General features: G+C 63.7%; 18 protein-coding genes. 8 read left to right on the top strand and 10 right to left on the bottom strand.

The features are described 5' to 3' along the window. Positions 1 to 53: 53 nt before the first annotated feature. From ACODR8_RS11555 to ACODR8_RS11545, 3 genes are all read right to left on the bottom strand, one after another. Complete coding sequence (locus ACODR8_RS11555) at positions 54 to 629, bottom strand: TetR/AcrR family transcriptional regulator (RefSeq protein ID WP_489007368.1); 576 nt, start codon at positions 627 to 629, stop codon at positions 54 to 56. A gap of 71 nt (positions 630 to 700) precedes the next feature. Beyond that, on the bottom strand, positions 701 to 1,501 hold the full coding sequence (locus tag ACODR8_RS11550; RefSeq protein ID WP_489007367.1) for an SDR family NAD(P)-dependent oxidoreductase: 801 nt from the start codon (positions 1,499 to 1,501) through the stop codon (positions 701 to 703). 24 nt (positions 1,502 to 1,525) lie between these two features. Further along, the gene (locus ACODR8_RS11545) at positions 1,526 to 2,278 is read right to left on the bottom strand and encodes an SDR family NAD(P)-dependent oxidoreductase (RefSeq protein ID WP_489007366.1); all 753 of its coding nucleotides are present in this window, start codon (positions 2,276 to 2,278) and stop codon (positions 1,526 to 1,528) included. Between the two features lie 256 nt (positions 2,279 to 2,534). Between ACODR8_RS11545 and ACODR8_RS11540 the strand changes: the two genes are divergently transcribed. Beyond that, positions 2,535 to 3,998 carry a carboxylesterase/lipase family protein gene (locus ACODR8_RS11540; RefSeq protein WP_489007365.1) on the top strand — a complete coding sequence of 488 codons (1,464 nt, stop codon included), beginning with the start codon at positions 2,535 to 2,537 and terminating at the stop codon, positions 3,996 to 3,998. A 12-nt stretch (positions 3,999 to 4,010) separates the two neighbouring features. Here the strand turns inward: ACODR8_RS11540 and ACODR8_RS11535 are convergent, their stop codons facing one another. The 3 genes from ACODR8_RS11535 to ligK are packed head-to-tail and all read right to left on the bottom strand — an operon-like array spanning position 4,011 to position 6,623. Beyond that, positions 4,011 to 4,904 (bottom strand): amidohydrolase family protein, encoded by an 894-nt coding sequence (locus tag ACODR8_RS11535; RefSeq protein WP_489007364.1) that lies wholly within the window; start codon positions 4,902 to 4,904, stop codon positions 4,011 to 4,013. Then, positions 4,901 to 5,956 (bottom strand): 4-oxalomesaconate tautomerase, encoded by a 1,056-nt coding sequence (locus tag ACODR8_RS11530; protein WP_489007363.1) that lies wholly within the window; start codon positions 5,954 to 5,956, stop codon positions 4,901 to 4,903. The genes ACODR8_RS11535 and ACODR8_RS11530 overlap by 4 nt, the downstream gene beginning before the upstream one ends. Then, positions 5,949 to 6,623, bottom strand: coding sequence for a 4-carboxy-4-hydroxy-2-oxoadipate aldolase/oxaloacetate decarboxylase (ligK, locus tag ACODR8_RS11525; RefSeq protein WP_489007362.1), 675 nt, complete (start codon positions 6,621 to 6,623; stop codon positions 5,949 to 5,951). Before ligK ends, ACODR8_RS11530 begins: the two co-directional genes overlap by 8 nt. 106 nt (positions 6,624 to 6,729) lie before the next feature. On the opposite strand from ligK, the gene ACODR8_RS11520 reads away from it, so the two are divergent. The 6 genes from ACODR8_RS11520 (at position 6,730) to ACODR8_RS11495 (ending at position 12,328) form a co-directional block, all read left to right on the top strand. After that, complete coding sequence (locus ACODR8_RS11520; protein WP_489007361.1) at positions 6,730 to 7,881, top strand: LysR family transcriptional regulator; 1,152 nt, start codon at positions 6,730 to 6,732, stop codon at positions 7,879 to 7,881. A 63-nt stretch (positions 7,882 to 7,944) separates the two neighbouring features. Beyond that, positions 7,945 to 8,928, top strand: coding sequence for a DUF1932 domain-containing protein (locus tag ACODR8_RS11515; protein WP_489007360.1), 984 nt, complete (start codon positions 7,945 to 7,947; stop codon positions 8,926 to 8,928). After that, positions 8,925 to 9,950 (top strand): amidohydrolase family protein, encoded by a 1,026-nt coding sequence (locus tag ACODR8_RS11510; RefSeq protein ID WP_489007359.1) that lies wholly within the window; start codon positions 8,925 to 8,927, stop codon positions 9,948 to 9,950. The genes ACODR8_RS11515 and ACODR8_RS11510 overlap by 4 nt, the downstream gene beginning before the upstream one ends. Then, the gene (gene ligA, locus ACODR8_RS11505) at positions 9,947 to 10,399 is read left to right on the top strand and encodes a protocatechuate 4,5-dioxygenase subunit alpha (RefSeq protein WP_489007358.1); all 453 of its coding nucleotides are present in this window, start codon (positions 9,947 to 9,949) and stop codon (positions 10,397 to 10,399) included. Before ACODR8_RS11510 ends, ligA begins: the two co-directional genes overlap by 4 nt. Position 10,400: 1 nt before the next feature. After that, a complete protein-coding gene (locus ACODR8_RS11500; protein ID WP_489007357.1) occupies positions 10,401 to 11,297 on the top strand; it encodes a class III extradiol dioxygenase subunit beta in 897 nt (298 codons plus the stop codon). Between the two features lie 92 nt (positions 11,298 to 11,389). After that, a complete protein-coding gene (locus ACODR8_RS11495; RefSeq protein ID WP_489007356.1) occupies positions 11,390 to 12,328 on the top strand; it encodes a Gfo/Idh/MocA family oxidoreductase in 939 nt (312 codons plus the stop codon). 62 nt (positions 12,329 to 12,390) lie between these two features. Here the strand turns inward: ACODR8_RS11495 and ACODR8_RS11490 are convergent, their stop codons facing one another. The 4 genes from ACODR8_RS11490 to ACODR8_RS11475 are packed head-to-tail and all read right to left on the bottom strand — an operon-like array spanning position 12,391 to position 15,416. Further along, the gene (locus tag ACODR8_RS11490; RefSeq protein WP_294134479.1) at positions 12,391 to 12,618 is read right to left on the bottom strand and encodes a hypothetical protein; all 228 of its coding nucleotides are present in this window, start codon (positions 12,616 to 12,618) and stop codon (positions 12,391 to 12,393) included. 31 nt (positions 12,619 to 12,649) lie between these two features. Beyond that, positions 12,650 to 13,522 carry a helix-turn-helix domain-containing protein gene (locus tag ACODR8_RS11485; RefSeq protein ID WP_489007355.1) on the bottom strand — a complete coding sequence of 291 codons (873 nt, stop codon included), beginning with the start codon at positions 13,520 to 13,522 and terminating at the stop codon, positions 12,650 to 12,652. A gap of 8 nt (positions 13,523 to 13,530) precedes the next feature. Next, the gene (locus ACODR8_RS11480) at positions 13,531 to 14,838 is read right to left on the bottom strand and encodes an MFS transporter (RefSeq protein WP_489007354.1); all 1,308 of its coding nucleotides are present in this window, start codon (positions 14,836 to 14,838) and stop codon (positions 13,531 to 13,533) included. 17 nt (positions 14,839 to 14,855) lie between these two features. Continuing rightward, positions 14,856 to 15,416, bottom strand: coding sequence for a DUF3237 domain-containing protein (locus ACODR8_RS11475; RefSeq protein WP_489007353.1), 561 nt, complete (start codon positions 15,414 to 15,416; stop codon positions 14,856 to 14,858). Positions 15,417 to 15,622: 206 nt separating this feature from the next. Between ACODR8_RS11475 and pobA the strand changes: the two genes are divergently transcribed. Beyond that, positions 15,623 to 16,792, top strand: coding sequence for a 4-hydroxybenzoate 3-monooxygenase (gene pobA / locus ACODR8_RS11470; RefSeq protein ID WP_489007352.1), 1,170 nt, complete (start codon positions 15,623 to 15,625; stop codon positions 16,790 to 16,792). Positions 16,793 to 17,178 lie beyond the last annotated feature (386 nt).

Genomic DNA, 17,178 nt, shown 5'->3' with positions numbered 1-17,178 from the left:
CGTTGAACACATGTTCAGCACTACGCGCGCAAAAAGTCAACATGTCTCATTTTTCAGGCCAGCAGATCGTCCAGCCATTGTTCAACCGCCTGCCGCGCGTCCGCGTGTCCGGCTTCGACGCCCAGTCCGCCTTCCATCACCAGCGCACGCCCCGCGCTCGCCAGCAGCAGGCTCAGGCCTGCTGCGCTGACGCCGCGCTGCGCCAGCCGGTCGCCCAGCAGGCGTTCGAAACATTCCGTTTGCCGCGCGCGCATCGCTTCGCTGTGGCGGGCGATTTCGGCACGGATCGCCTTGCGATGATTGGCCAGCGCGACAAATTCCATCGCCAGCGCATTGCGGCTGGTGTCGGAAAAAAAGCGCCACAGCGCCCGGACCGGATCGTCACTGGCCAGTGCCTGCTCGATCATCGTGTCGCTCTGTTCCGCGCCGCGTCGGAATACGGCCAGCAGCAGATCGTCAGTGGTGGGGAAATAATAATGGACCAGCGATGGCGGCAGTTCGGCGCGCAGCGCAACGCGCCGTGAACTGGCGGCGGCATAGCCTTCATCGCGGATCACCTGTTCGGCGGCTTCGACAATGCGGGCGCGGGTTTCGGAGCTTTCCGCCCCGATGCGACGTTTCTGGACCATCGGACGACCATAGGTGTCGTTGCCGCTTGCGCAAGAGCGCTGGACGGACGACTGTGTGGCCTCCCGGACGGTCACCGGGCGAAATCCTGCACGGATATGCCGCTCATCGCCGTCCAGCCTGCGTCATTGTTGAACACGCCGCCAGTCGCGAAGCTGGCTTCGTCGCTGGCCAGGAACAGCGCCATCATCGCCATTTCCTCCGGCTGCGCCATGCGCCCCAGCACACCCATCCGGTCCATCAGCACGCTGGAGGTCGGTAGGCCAGCCTTCTCCATTTCCTGTCGCTGATGCTTGGCCATCGGCGTTTCGGTGGCACCGGGACATAGCGCATTGACGCGAATATTATGGCGGCCCAGTTCGACGGCTGCTACCTTGGTAATCGCGACCGCACCTGCCTTGGACGCGCAATAGCCTGCCGTTCCGGCGACGATCGACGCCGCAATGGAGGCCGTGTTGACGATCGAGCCGCCGCCCGCCGCGATCATGCGCGGGGCGACATGTTTGATCATCAGCCAGACGGCCTTCAGATTGACGTCGATGCATTTGTCGAACGCCGCCTCGTCGATGGTCAGGATCGACTGCTTATTCTCCGTATCGACACCCGCATTGTTGAACAGGATCGTGGGCAGGCCCAGTTCCGCCTCGGTGCGGGCGACGATGCGCAAGATGTCGGCTGTCTTGCTGACATCGGCACCGATGGCGATCGCCTCGCCCCCTTGCGCGCGGATGGCGTCGACCACCGGCGCGACCTTGACCTCATCGAGATCGACGGCAGCGACCTTCGCGCCTTCCCGCGCGAACAGCAAGGCGGCTGCCTCCCCCATACCGCCAGCAGCGCCGGTGATGATCGCGATCTTGCCCGCCAGCCGCATGGGTTTCGTCCTTTCGACCCTAGCTCAATGCGACCCCATATAGCGGCCGCCATTGGTGCTGATCGTCTGGCCGGTGATGTAGCTGGCTTCCTCCGATGCCAGATAGGCGCAGGCGGCGGCAATATCCTCCGGCTTGCCGATGCGCTTCATTGGAAGCGTCTGGGCGAAGGCATCAACATCGATCGGCGCGGCGCGCAGCATCGGCGTATCGACAAATCCAGGCGGCACCATGTTGAACGTCACGCCGCTGGCGGCAAATTCCAGCGCCAGCGCCTTGGTCATGCCCATCAGCCCACCCTTGGACGAGACATAATGGCCCTGTGCGAAGGAACCGGACTGGACCGAGGAGGAGGTAATGTTGATCACCCGGCCCCACCCGGCAGCCAGCATGTCGGGCAGCACTTCCTTGGTCAGCAGATAAGGGCCGCGCAGGTTGATATGGATGACCTTGTCGAACAAGTCGTCGTCAATATCCATGAAAGGGGTGAAGGGCGCGATCCCGGCATTGTTTACCAATATCGCGACCGGCCCCAATTTGGAGCGGGTTTCTTCGGCAGCCGCGTGGATCGCAGCCTTGTCCGAACAATCGACGGTCAGGGCGATGGCGGTGCCGCCCGCCGCCTCGACCAGACGGGCAGTTTCGGCTGCCCCTTCGGCGTTAATGTCCCAGATCGCGATCTTCGCGGTATCTTCTGCCAGCCGGATGGCGATAGCGCGGCCAATGCCCGACCCGGCGCCCGTCACGATTGCTACCTTGCCATTGAGAGAGCGTGTCATCGCCAAATCCTTCCTGTCGTTCGGTCGCTCTGGACCGGACCTGTGTTTGAACGGGTGATCAACTTGGGGCTTCCCACTGTCAAGCAAGGCCAGACTGTGATCGCCTGAGCGAACTTGCCGCGCGGTTCAATGCCTGCCTCTCCTGCGATATCGGGGCGGCGATCGGGCTGATCAACAATCGCTGTTGGGTCGGCCGCTTCGCTGCGATAGGGTCTGAGAGACAAGCGGCGCGAAGCCGCCGGGGGAGGCAAGGGCTATGGACGGGTTGGTCGTCGCTACGCAATCAGGTTTGGTTCGGGGTATGGGCAGTGGCGGCGCACGGCGCTGGCTGGGTATCCCCTATGCCGATGCTGCTCGGTTCGCTGCGCCGGTGCCAGCGGCCCCTTGGATCGACGTGCGAGACGCAAGCATTGCGGGGCCGCAATGCCCGCAAATGTTTGGTAATGCCGCCAAACGCGCGCGTCTCGCGGAACCCGATTTTTCCGAACAATGCCTGACGCTCAACATCTACGCGCCCGATGATCTGGGCGAGGGCGAACGTCTGCCCGTCTATGTGTGGATCCATGGCGGCGCTTTCGTCGCGGGCAGCGGCAATGGCTATGAAGGCTCAGTGCTGGCGCGCGAGGGGCGGATCATCGTCGTAACGATCAACTATCGTGTCGGCGTGCTGGGGTTCGTCAACTTCGCGGCCGCGCTCGAAACGTCTGACATTCCTTCCAACCTTGGTCTGCGTGACCAGATTGCGGCGCTGACTTGGGTGCAGACGAATATTGCCGCCTTTGGCGGCGATCCCGGCTGCGTGACGATTGGCGGCCAGTCAGCCGGGTCGATGTCGGTGTCGCTGTTGCTCCACGCTCACGCCGCGCGGCGGCTATTCCAGCAAGCGATCATGCAGAGCGGTGCGGTCAGCATGATCCATAGTCAGGCCAAAAGCGTGGCGATCGCGCGGCAATATCGCACCTTCCTGGGCGATGATGGCCGGAGCCTTGCGGCGTTGCAGATGGTGGATCTGCGTCGGTTGTTCGAGGCGCAGGCGGCTGTGGGCGCGGCCAATCCCGGCACGATTCCAGCCTCGCCCTGGCTGGACGATGATCTGGTGCCGGGGACGATGGAGGATGTTCATGCCGCCCAGGCAGCACCCGTGCCGTTGCTGGCGGGTGCGACGCGCGATGAGGTGCGGTTGTTTGAACTGATGCCCGGCGACATATTACCGACCAGTTGGCCCGCGCTGGAAACGCTGTTGCACGGGCAATTGGGGGCGGATCGGGCGCAGGCGATATTGGCGACCTATCCGCGGACCAAGGCCGGGCGCCGCGCGCTGGCGAGCGACCTGACTTTCGTCATGCCCACCCGCCATTTTGCCGACCGCCATGCCGCGCATAGCCCGACCTGGTTCTATCGGTTCGATTATGCCCATCCGATTGCCGGGGCGACCCATGGGCTAGACCTGACCCTTATGTGGCCAATGCAGGGATTGCGCGCGGCGCTGGCGCGGGGCGGGCGGATGACCGGACGCCGTGCGGCGCTGGGGCAGCGGATGGTGCGGCACATTGCGCATTTCGTGCGCCATGGTCGGCCCGAAGCCGCATGGCCTGCTTATGAGGGCAGCGAAGGGCAGGTGATGATCTTCAACCTGGCCGACCGGGTCGAGACCCGGCCGGAGGCAGATCGCTGGCGGGCATGGGACGGGAAGGATGTCGGGGTCGGCCTGTCCGGCTGACCCCGACCCACGTCAGGCGCTAACCTCTTCGGGCCAGTAGAGACGCATGGGGTTGTCGATCAGCAGCTTGCGTTGCAAATCGGCGGTGGGCGCGATGCGCGGGATCATGTCGACCAGATGGCCGTCATCGGGGATGGCGTCCTGCATATTAGGGTGCGGCCAGTCAGTGCCCCATAACACCCGGTCCTGATAGTCGGCGACCAGTGGCGCGACTGTGTCGGCAAAGCTGTTCCACGGGTCGCCATTTGGGTCCAGCCGGTCGGGGCAGGTTGCCTTGAACCAGATGTCGTCCCGGCTGTCGAGGAAGGCACGAAATGCCTTCATGTCCGCGCCGTCCGGTCCCTGGGTCACATCGGGGCGGCCCATATGGTCGATGACCAGTGGTACGGGGATGGCGTCCATGAAGGGGCGCAATTCTTCGAGAATATCCGCCTCGAAATAGATGACGACATGCCAGCCCGCGGGCAGGCGCTTGGCCACCTCCAGAAACTTGTCCTTGGGCGCATCGTCGACCAGGCGCTTGAGGAAATTGAAGCGGATGCCACGCATCCCGCCATCGTGCAGGGCGGCGAGATCGGCGTCAGAGATGGCCGGATCGACCACGGCGACGCCGCGTGCCTTGCCATTGGATTTGGCGATGGCGTTCAGCGTCGCCGCATTGTCGGTGCCATGGCAGCTTGCCTGGACGATGATGTTGCGGGCAAAGCCCAGATGGTCGCGCAGGGCGAACAGCATGTCCGGCCCGGCATCTTCCGGCAGATATTTCGCCTTCGCGCTAAAGGGGAAGTCGGCCATCGGCCCGAACACATGGCAATGCGCATCGATCGCGCCGGGGGGCGGGGTGTAGAGCGGTTTGGACGGGTTGGCGTGCCAGCTTATGATGCGCCCGGTTTCCTTGACACTCATGCGAAAATCTCTCCATCCATCAGCTTGCGGGCGGTGCGCAGCATGGCGGCGCTGGTGACGGTGCCGCTGTCGTCCAATTCCATGACGCAGGTAGTTTCGCCAGTCGGATGTTCGACCGACAACGTCTTGCGATTTCCGTCGGGGATGTTGGCGACCTCGGCCGCTGGCGAGCCTTCGATCAGGCAGGCGGTGGCGACGCTGACCGCGCCCAGCACGCCGATGGAGGCATGGGCGCGGTGCGGGATGAAGCTGCGCACGCTGACCGCGCCGCCATGGCGCGGTGGGGCGACCAGCATCATCTTCGGCACGGACTTTTCGGTGACATCGCCCAGATTCATCCGTTCCCCGACGGCAAGGCGGATGGTTTCGATCCGGGCTTTGAGCGCGCTATCCTTGTCCAGCGTATCGCGGTCCTCATAGCCGGTGACGCCGACATCGCTGGCCTTCATCACGACGCAGGGCATCCCATTGTCGATCAGGGTTACGCGGACCCCTTCGACTTCATCAAAGGCGTTACCGGTTGGCAGCAGCGCCCCGCAGGAGGAGCCGGCGGTGTCGCGAAATTCCAGCGGGATCGGCGCGGCGCTGCCGGGGACGCCGTCAATCTTCGCGTCGCCGTCATAGCGCACGATGCCGCCGGGGGTCTGGACGGTGGCGATGGCGATCTGGCCGGTATTTTCCATGAAGATGGCAACGCGGGTTTCGTCCTGCTGCGCGGAAACGAGGCCGCGCTCGATGGCGAAGGGACCGATGCCCGACAGGATATTGCCGCAATTCTGCGCGTCGCTGACGATCGCCTGATCCACGAACACTTGCAGGAAGAGGTAATCGATATCGACGCCGTCGCGCTGCGATTTCCTGACCAGCGCGACCTTGCTCGTCAGCGGGTCTGCACCGCCCATGCCGTCGATCTGGCGCGGGTCGGGCGATCCCATGACACGCAGGAGGAAGGCGTCGCGGGCGGCAGTGTCTGTCGGCAAGTCGTCGGCCAGGAAATAGCCACCCTTCGACGTGCCGCCGCGCATCCACATGACGCGGGCGCGATCAAACATATTTGAGGCCCATTTCTGCGAGGCGCGGGCGCATATTGTAGATGTCGAGGCCGAGTTCACCTGCGGCGAGGCGGACACGCTTGGCTTCTTCGGCGGCTTCGCGGGCCTGGGCCTTTTCCAGCACCGACACGGCGTCGGCGCGGGGGACGATGCAGACGCCGTCATCGTCGGCGATGACGACGTCGCCCGCATTGACCAGCGCATTGGCGCAGACGATGGGGACGTTGACTGACCCCAGCGTCCCCTTGATCGTGCCCTGGGCGTGGACCGCTTTCGACCAGACCGGGAAGTTCATCTGCTTCAAGTCGCGCAGATCGCGGACGCCTGCGTCGATGATGAGGCCGCGGCAGCCACGGGCCTGGGCGGAGGTGGCGAGGAGGTCGCCGAAATAGCCGTCGGTGCAGGGACTGGTGGGGGCGAGGACGAGGATGTCACCTTCCTTGAGTTGCTCGATCGCGACATGGACCATCCAGTTGTCGCCGGGAGGGGCGGAGATGGTGACGGCGCTACCAGCGATGCGGGCGCCGGGATAGATGGGGCGCATATGGGGGGCGAGGAGGCCGGTGCGGCCCTGGGCTTCATGGACGGTGGCGACGCCGCATTGGGCGAGGCCGTCAATGACGGAAAGGTCCGCCCGTTCGATATTCTGGACGACGATGCCGGACATGGGCGCTGCTCCTCTTAACCTAAACCCGACAGTGACATGGACATATGTAACGCGATGCTCAAATCGGTTCTGGCGCGACGCCATAAAATTTTGCTAATTGTCAAAAATGGAAGCTGATCAGTTCAATATCCGGCACTTGGCCGCGCTGGTCGCGGTGGTCGATCAGGGCAGCGTCAGCCTGGCGGCGCGGGCAGTGAATTTGACCCAGCCGGCGGTGACGCAGGGCATCGCCAAGCTGGAGGCGCAACTGGGCGCGGCGTTGTTCGAGCGGCGACCGGGCGGGATGGCACCGACCGACGTGGCGCTGGGGTTCAAGCCGCGGGTCGAGGTCGCGTTGCGGCTGATCGGCAGCAGCCGGGTGACGGCGGCGCAAATCCGCGCCTTTGTCGCGCTGGCGCGGGCGGGCAGCTATGCGGCGGCGGCGGCGCTGATCGGGGTAGCGGAGCCGTCGCTGCACCGGGCGGTGGGCGATCTGGGGCTGGCGCTGGGTGTGCGGCTGGCCGAGCGGCGGGGCAGGGGGTTGATGCTGACGCGCGCGGGCGTGGCGCTGGCGCGGCGATTGCGGCTGGCGCTGGCGGAACTGCGGCAGGGGCTGGAGGAGATTGCCGAACTGCGGGGCCAGGAGAGCGGGCGGATATTGGTGGGGGCGATGCCGCTCAGCCGGGCGCGGCTGCTGCCGCTGGCGATCACCCGCTTTCGCCGCGATTTTCCGCATGTCGACATATCGGTGGTGGAAGGATCGCACGCCGAACTGGTGGGGCCGCTGCGCGATGGCGAGATCGACATGATGGTCGGTGCCTTGCGCGATGCGACGATCGGGCAGGATCTGGTCCAGTTGCCCCTGTTCGAGGACCGGCCGACGATTTTTGCACGGGCGGGCCATCCGCTGGAGCGGGGCTGGGATGGCGATGATCTGCGGCGGTTTCCGTGGATATTGCCGCCCGAAGGGACGCCCCTGCGCCAATTGTGGCGGGCGATGTTCGCGGCGCTGGGGGGCGACTTGCCTGCGGTGCCGATCGAGTGCGGATCGGTGATGACGGTGCGGCAATTGCTGGTGAGTGGCGATTATCTGACCTTACTCTCGATCGACCAGTTGCGGGTCGAACTGGACAGCGGGATGCTGGCGGATATTGGCCCGGCTCCGGGTGATATCAGCCGCACCATTGGCCTCACCAGTCGGGCGGATTGGCGACCGACACGGTTACAACAACAGTTCATGGTGGCGATCGAGCAAGCCGTCGTCGAGATGAATTCGTAAAATCTTATAGTGAGGCCCCGGATATGATTGGCGACTGCGGCTTCAATCCGGCATCCCATTCGCATGGAGCAGGAAGTCGGTCTCATCGGGTTTGGCGAAGCGGGATCCACCTTTGCATTGGCAGGGGACTGGGCCGTGGCCGCCCATGTCTATGATGCCAAGACGGAATGCGCGACCACGCGCGATGCGATGCTGGCCGCCTATGCGCAGGCGGGTGTGCTGCCCGCACGCTTCATGGAAGACGCGCTGGACGGGGTCGAGTTGATCCTGTCGCTGGTGACGGCGGATCAGGCGCTTGTCGTGGCGGAGGCTGCGGCAGCGTTGATCGCGCCGCGGGCGATCTTTTGCGACATGAACAGTGTCGCGCCGCAGACCAAGCAGGCCGCGGCGCAGGTGATCGAGGCGGCGGGCGCGCATTATGTCGATGTCGCTGTCATGGCCCCGGTCGATCCGGCGCGGTTGAACGTGCCGTTGCTGTTGAGTGGCGAAAAGGCTGGGGTTGCAGAAGCGCGGTTGCGGGCGCTGGGCTTTGCCAAGACTCGTGTCGTGGGTGCGAACGTCGGGCGGGCGTCGTCGATCAAGATGATCCGGTCGGTCATGGTCAAGGGGATCGAGGCGCTGACCGCCGAATGTGTGTTGGCGGCGGATGCGGCCGATGTGCTGGAGGAGGTGCTGGCGTCGCTCGATGCGAGCGAGAAGGCAAAGCCATGGGCCGAGCGGGCGGACTATAATTTCGACCGGATGCTGGTGCATGGCCTGCGCCGCGCGGCCGAGATGGAGGAAGTGGTCAAGACGCTGGAGGGGCTGGGCACGGGCGCGGCGATGACGCGCGGGACGGTCGAGCGGCAGCGGGCGATCGGCGCACTCGGGATGAAGGTGGTGCCGGAGGGGTTGGGGGCGAAGATTGGGGTGGTTTGCGATTCTTCACTTCGTCATCCCCGCGAAGGCGGGGATCCATCTCCGGCCTTGGCGCTCGCTGAAGCGTTGGGAGATGGGTTCCCGCCTGCGCGGGGACGACGGAAAGTTTGTGGAGATAAGCGCGGATGAGCCTGATTATTGATTGCCATGGCCATTATACGGTGTTGCCCAAGGGGCATGACGCCTGGCGCGAGGCGCAGAAGGCGGCATTCAAGGCAGGGACGCCATGCCCGCCCTATCCTGAGATTAGCGACGCGGAAATTCGCGAGACGATCGAGGCGAACCAGTTGCGGCTCATCAAGGAGCGCGGTGCGGACCTGACGATCTTTTCACCGCGCGCATCGGCGATGGCCCCGCATGTCGGCGATGAGGCGATGGCCAAGGAATGGGCGATCCGCTGCAACGACCTGATCGCGCGGGTCGTGGCGATGTTCCCCGAAACTTTCGTCGGCGTGTGCATGTTGCCACAATCGCCCAAGGCCGACATGCGCAACAGCATTGCGGAGCTGGAGCGGTGCGTCACCGAACTGGGCTTTATTGGCTGCAATCTCAATCCCGATCCGGGCGGCGGGCATTTCACCCATCCGCCGCTGACCGATCGCTACTGGTATCCCTTTTACGAGAAGATGGTCGAGCTGGACGTCCCGGCGATGATCCATGTGTCGGGCAGCTGCAACCCGGCGATGCACGCGACCGGCGGCTATTATATCGCGGCGGACACGATTGCGTTCATGCAGCTGCTGGAAGGCGATCTTTTCAAAGATTTCCCGACCCTGCGCTTCATCATTCCGCATGGCGGCGGCGCGGTCCCTTATCATTGGGGGCGCTATCGGGGGCTGGCCGACATGCTCAAAAAACCCGACCTGTCGACCCATTTGATGAACAACATCTATTTCGACACCTGCGTCTATCACCAGCCGGGCATCGACCTGCTGGCCGATGTGATCGATAATAAGAATATCCTGTTCGGGTCGGAAATGGTCGGCGCGGTGCGCGGGATCGATCCGACCACCGGTCAATATTTCGATGACACCAAACGCTATGTCGATGCGCTGGATATTAGCGATGCCGAGCGCGCCGCCATTTTCGAGGGCAATGCCCGTCGCGTCTTTCCCCGGCTGGATGCGAAATTGAAGGAGAGGGGACTATGATTACAGAAGATCCCAAGCATCAGGATATTCACGAATATCTGGCCGAGATGGAGGATATTCCCGGCACCCGCGTGTTTACCGCCAAGCGGGCGCGGCAGGGCTATCATATGAACCAGTTTGCGATGAGCCTGATGAAGGACGAAAATCGCGCCAGGTTCAAGGCGGACGAACGCGCCTATATGGACGAGTGGCCGCTGACCGAGGACCAGAAGCTGGCGCTGCTGGCGCGCGATTATAATCGTTGTCTGGATCTGGGCGGCAATGTCTATTTCCTGGCGAAGCTGTTTTCGACCGACGGCCTTCCCTTCGCCGAAGCGGTCAGCACGATGACCGATATGGAATTTCCCGAATATCGCGCGATGATGATGGCTGGCGGTCGATCGCCCGAAGGTATGCGGTCGATCAGGGCCAATGAAGCGGCCGCTGCGGCCAAGAAAGAGGATCGCTGATATGGCGCGGATAACTGCTGGCGTGGCCTCGAGCCATGTGCCGCTGCTGGGTGTGGCGTCGGACTTCAACAAGGATCGCGACGATTATTTCGGCCCCATTTTCGCGGGCTATGACTGGACGCGGGAATGGGAGAAGGCGGAAAAGCCCGACGTCATCATTCTGGTCTATAACGACCATGCGTCCGCCTTTGACATGAAGATCATCCCGACCTTCGCGATCGGTTGTGGCGAGCGCTACAAGTCGGCGGATGAAGGTTGGGGACCGCGTGCGGTGCCGGACGTGGAGGGGCATCCTGACCTGGCCTGGCATATCGCGCAAAGTCTGGTGCTGGACGAATTCGACATGACCATCATCAACGAGATGGACGTCGACCATGGTCTGACCGTGCCGCTCTCCATGATGTTCGGCAAGCCCGACGCCTGGCCATGCAAGGTCGTGCCGCTGGCGGTCAATGTCGTTACCTATCCGCCGCCGTCGGGCAATCGCTGCTGGGCGCTGGGCGAGGCTATCGCCAAGGCAGTAGCAAGTTTCCCCGAAGATCTGAACGTGCAGATATGGGGTACGGGCGGCATGAGCCACCAGTTGCAGGGACCGCGCGCGGGGCTGATCAACAAGGAATGGGACAATATGTTCCTGGACGGGCTGGTCGGTGACAGCGACCATCTGCGCCGGATTCCCCATATCGAATATCTGCGCGAGACGGGCAGCGAAGGCATTGAAATGGTCATGTGGCTGGTGATGCGCGGGGCGTTGGGGAAGAAAACCCGCGCGCTGCACCGTCATTATCATGTGCCCTGCTCCAACACCGCGATCGGCCATATGGTGCTGCGCCCGGATAATGGCGAAGGGCTGGACATGACCGGTAGTGACACGGTGACGGCTATCGCGGCGGAGTAAACCCCCTTCAAGATGGGTGCAGGCTCGCTTCGCTCGCACCCACCCCTTCCCCCTCCCTTGAAAGGGAGGGGCTTATTATGGAGTAGTTTTCCATGCGTATTGCCCTGGCTGGTGCGGGCGCCTTTGGCGAAAAGCATCTGGATGGCCTGAAGAATATCGATGGTGTGAGCGTGACGTCGCTGGTTGGGCGGCGGCTGGACGCGACGCAGGCGATTGCCGACAAATATGGTATCGGCCATGCAACCACCGAGCTGGCGGACACGCTGGCGCGCGATGATGTCGATGCAGTGATCCTGTGTACGCCGACGCAAATGCACGCGGAGCAGGCGATCGCCTGCATGAATGCTGGCAAGCACTGCCAAGTCGAAATTCCGCTGGCCGACAGCTGGGCCGATGCGCAGGCGGTGCTGGCCAAGCAACAGGAAACCGGCCTCACCTGCATGGTCGGGCATACGCGGCGGTTCAACCCCAGCCATCAATATGTCCATAATCTGATCACGGCGGGTGATCTGAACATCCAGCAGATGGATGTGCAGACCTATTTCTTCCGCCGCAAGAATATCAATGCCAAGGGTGAGGCGCGGTCCTGGACCGACCATCTGTTGTGGCATCATGCGGCGCATACGGTCGACCTGTTCGCCTATCAGGCGGGCAAGATCGTGTCGGCGCACGCGATGCAGGGGCCGATCCACCCGGAACTGGGCATTGCGATGGACATGTCGATCCAGCTGAAGAGCGAGAGCGGGGCGATCTGCACCCTGTCGCTGTCGTTCAACAATGACGGACCGCTCGGCACATTCTTCCGCTATATCGGCGACACCGGCACCTATATTGCGCGCTACGACGATCTGGTGAACGGCAAGGAAGAGCCGATCGACGTCAGCAAGGTGGCCGTGTCGATGAACGGCATCGAATTGCAGGACCGCGAATTCATCAGCGCGATCCGCGAAGGTCGCGAACCCAATTCGAGCGTCGCCAAGGTGTTCGATTGCTATCGCGTGCTGGGCGAGCTGGAGCAGCAGCTGGCGTAATGGAGATCCCTTCGGGGTCGCACGGAAGGGCGCGGCGGAAACATCCGCTGCGCCTTTTTGCCTCAGGCGGTGACGAACGGGTGCGCCAGACGCAGATCGTCCAGCAGGGTTTCGAGCCGAGCAACATCGGCAAAGGGGCCGGTGGGCGTCACCGACCAGTTGCAATGGGGATGGGTAGCGCGGCTGTAGAGGCGGATCGGGCCGATCAGCTTGCGCCAATGATGTTTGGTCTTGCCATGGTCGCGCAGCAATTTCGCCACGAGCAGGTCGGTCAGCTTGTCCACGGTCATTGCCTGTGCATAGGGCCGGGCGGGCGCGGGTTCAACCATCTCTGGCGGCGCGCCAGACACGGGGTGGCTGGCCGATATGGCGGGCGAAGAAGCGGGAGAAATAGGCCGGGTCCTCAAAGCCGATGGCATAGGCGATGTCCGCCACCGACATTTGCGAATAGAGGAGCAGGCGGCGCGCCTCCAGCAGGGCGCGGTCGTCGAGCATCTGGGCGGGTGATGTATTGGCAACGCGGGCGCAGGCCTGACGCAGGGCGGTGAGGCTGACGCCCAATGCGCGGGCATGGTCCGACACTGGCTCGCGCTGGCGGAAGCGCTGCTCGATCCGTTCGCGCAGCCGGGCGACGAGCGCGGCCTGACGCGGCGTCCCGGGCTGCGCCTGCTTTGAAAGCGCGGCGTGGCGCAGCGCCAATACCATGAGGTGCAGCAGCGCGGATTCGACCGCGGCGCGCTGGCCGGGGCCGGACCAGCCCAACTCCTGCACCATGCGCGCGATGGCGGCTTCGGCGGCATCGCCCTCCGCCTGTGGCAGCATCACGGCATGGGGATGGGCAAAGAGCGGGGCGAGATCGGCGTCGCGGGTGACAAGGTGGCGCAGATAGGCAGCGGCAATGGTGGTGACATGGCCGCTGGACTCGCGGTGCCAGGTGAAGCCGTGGACGATTCCGGCCGGGACCAGCAGCAGGCAGGGCGCCTCGAACCGGAATTCGCTGGCTTCCGCCTGCATCGCGCCGCCGCCCTGCGCGATCAGGATGATATGGTTGAGGTCGCGATGGACATGGCGGTTGATTGTCCATTCGCTGGGGCGGGAGCGGTCGTCCAGGCTTTCGACATGGACAAACCCCTCTGCAACGCTGCGCTGCGGTTCGCCATAGAGGTAGAAGCTGGGGACCGGAGCGGTTGCCATGGGCGGTGTCAGCTGGGACGGGCGCGCAGCGGGATCAGCAGCGCCGCACCGACCAACGATCCGAGCGCCATGGCGAAGGCGACCCAGGGCAGGCTGACGTCGAGGCTGAAGAGGAAGCCTGCCAATATCGGTCCCAGCGCCGCGCCGCCACGTCCGACGCCGATGACGATCCCGGTCCCACCGGCGCGCACGGCGGTCGGGAAGGATTGCGCGACCAGCGCATAAAGGCCGACAACCGCGCCATTGGTGCAGAAGCCCGCCGCGGCGGCAATCAGGCTGAGGCCCGCCAGCGTCGTCTGTTCCTGACCGAATAAGGTGACCAGACAGGTCGAAGCGACCATGGCGATGATAACCAGCGGCCGGATCGCGATCCGCCAGCTGAGCGCGCTTAATAGCAGCGCGCCCAGCAGGCCGCCGACATTGGCCCATACCAGCACGCCGCCCGCTGCCGAGGGGGCATAGCCCATGTCCACCACGATCTTTGGCACCCATTTCAGGATGAAATAGAAGGTCATGATGTGGCAGAAATAGCCAAGCGTCAGCAATATGGTGGTGCGCGCCAGGCCCGGCGCGAATAGCGCGGCGAAGGAGGGCTTGAGCGCGGTGCTGTCAACCGGCGGCAGGGCGTCGATCGGGGGCTGGCCGAGGCGACCTAGCGCATGATTGACCCGCACCAGCGCTTTGTCGGGCCGCTTTTGCAGCAGGAAACCGATCGATTCAGGCAGCAGGAACCAGATGAAGGGCAGGAACAGGGCGGTGGCGACGCCGCCCAGCAGGAAGATGTCGCGCCAGTTGCCCGCGACCAGCAGATGGGAAGCGACCGACCCGCCGAGGATCGCGCCCGCCGGATAGCCCGCCGCCATGATCGCGACGGCCAGGCTGCGGGCGCGGGCATTGGCCAGTTCGGCGACCATTGCATTGGTGCAGGCAAGCATCCCGCCAATGCCAAGGCCGGTGACAAGGCGAATGACCGAGAGCGAGACAACGTCCCAGGCCTGCGTCGCCGCGCCCATGCCGATCGCCATGACGATGAGGCAAAAGAGGATGGTGGGACGGCGGCCGATCCGGTCTGCGACATTGCCGAGCAGGACCGAGCCGACCGCCATGCCGATCAATTCCATCGACAGGACCAGACCCAGAGCGGCGCGCTCCACGCCCCATTCCTTGGCGATGCCGGGCGAGGCGAAGCTGATCGCCAGTACATCGAACCCGTCCAGCGCATTGAGCAGGACGCACAATATGATCGCGATGATCTGAAGCCGCCCCATGGGCGCTTCATCCAGTCGCTGCCGGATGTCCGCTGCCGGTCCCGTCATCCTCAATCCTTTTGTTTTCAGCCGACCGCGAAAATATCGAGCCGCACATGGTCTCTATAGCGCGCAGCGGTGCAGAGAAAGACCGTGCGGCCAAGCCAGGCGTGCGGGCCATCGCTCGCCACCTCGAAGCGCGGTGTGGTGCGGAAATAATAGAGCGCGGGATCGACCACTTCGCCCGCCGCGATCCGCGCCAGCACCGGGGCAGGGCCGTAGCGATAGCCCGGATTGACGATCGAGACGATTGCGCCGTCGCTGGCCTCTATCGAATAGCGGGCGAGAATGTCCGCAGTCCCGTCCGGGCGGATGGACTGCCAGTCCGCGCCGCCGGGCAGGATTTTGCCGGTCAGGCGCGGGCCGTCCACGCTGCCGCCGGTAATGGGGATGACCCGCTTGCGCACCCCATCGACGGTGCCGAGTTCCTGCGGCGGACCGATCAGCACGCGCAGCCGCATGGCAAGGGTGAGCGGCGGGGTCGCCAGCGCATCGGAGGGAGCGGCCATGGCGGGAGCGACAGCACCGGCCAGGGCGAGGCCCGGCATCGCCTTGAGCAGGCTGCGGCGGGGCAGGGGATCGGTCATATCTCTCCTCTCGCGTCCGTGTCGGATCGTCCATTATTCCTTCTGGCGCTAATTCATGCGGTAATCCACCATGTCGGTCAAGTTGGCTCTGCATTCGCGCGACAAGACTGCTGGATCGTCCAACTATATGGTTGCTCCACCTCTGTGATGGCGACCGGCAAATGGGCATGATCGGTGCAAATCTGGTTCGGCAGGAGAGGCTTATCATGAAAACCCAGGTTGCGATTATCGGCGCAGGGCCAGCCGGGCTGTTGCTTGGGCATCTGCTGCGGGCCGAAGGGGTCGACACGGTCATCGTCGAGCGCGCCGCGCCCGATTATGTGCTGGGCCGCATCAGGGCGGGTGTGCTGGAGCGGACGATGACCGATCTGATGGACCGGCTGGGGCTGGGGGCGCGGATGCACGCTGAAGGCCTGCCGCATGACGGCTTTCATCTGGCCGACGGCGAGCGGCTGATCCGCATCGATGTCGCGGCGCTGACCGGCAAGCAGGTGATGGTCTATGGCCAGACCGAAATCACCCGCGACCTGATGGAGGCGGCGCCCGAACGTGGGCTGGAGATTATTTACGATGCTGGCGACGTCGCGCTGCACGATGTTGATAGCGATGCGCCCTATGTGACCTATAGCAAGGATGGCACCACCCACCGGATCGACGCGCAATTTCTATGCGGATGCGATGGTTTCCATGGCCCCTCGCGCAAGGCGATCCCGGCTTCTGTGGCAACCGCCTATGAGAAAGTCTATCCGTTCGGCTGGCTTGGTATATTGGCCGACGTGCCGCCCTGCAATCATGAGCTGATCTACGCCAATCACGAACGCGGTTTTGCGCTGGCGTCGATGCGGTCGGAAGCGCGCAGCCGCTATTATGTGCAGGTGGCGCTGGATGAGAAGGTCGAGGACTGGTCCGACGACCGGTTATGGGACGAGCTGGCGATCCGGCTGGGACCGGAGGCTGCGGCCCAGATGGTGCGCGGCCCTGCTTTGGAAAAGTCGATTGCGCCGCTGCGTTCCTTCGTGTTCGAGCCGATGCGGCACGGGCGGCTGATGCTGGCCGGCGACAGCGCGCATATCGTGCCGCCGACAGGGGCGAAGGGGCTGAACCTGGCCGCGTCGGACGTTCATTATCTGTCGCAGGCGCTGATCGGCTATTTCCGGCGCGGGGATGCTGACGGGGTGGCGGGCTATTCCATCAAGGCGCTGGCGCGCGTGTGGAAGGCGGAACGCTTTTCTTGGCAGTTGACGCGGTTGATGCACCGCTTCCCCGACAGCGATGCGTTCGACCGGCGGATGCAGGTCGCTGATCTGGACTATATCGCCTCATCCGTGGCGGCGCAGACGACGATCGCGGAAAATTATGTGGGTCTGCCGTTGTAGGCATCGATTGATTCGTGGTTCCGGTCATGGCTGGACGGTGAAAATGGCGCGAGTGGACTGAAAAGCCGCTTGCGCCATTTGTCGTTTCGGAGCGTGCAAACGCCGATGATTGAGGAGCTTTGGCGTCATTTTAATGAACATTCTCAACAAAAAATCGTTCTGAGGCCATTTTCCCTGTTGACCGAATCTGTGGTGTTACCTAGAGGGCTGTTCACCGGACGGGGCGCTGCCAGCGGGTAGCGCTTTGAACGGTCGCCACTATGGTTGGACGCCATTCCCTCGGCACTTAGGTATCGGGGCGGGATGGTTGTCCGGTTTTTAGTTTGGTGTTGGTTCTTTGACATTGTTAGTCAGATGAAGGGACATGTGGGCGGCGGCTCCGGTCT

The organism is Sphingobium sp. FG58, assembly GCF_057809055.1.
Note: the sequence above shows the minus strand (reverse complement) of the source record. Positions and strands in the feature narration are given on the sequence as shown.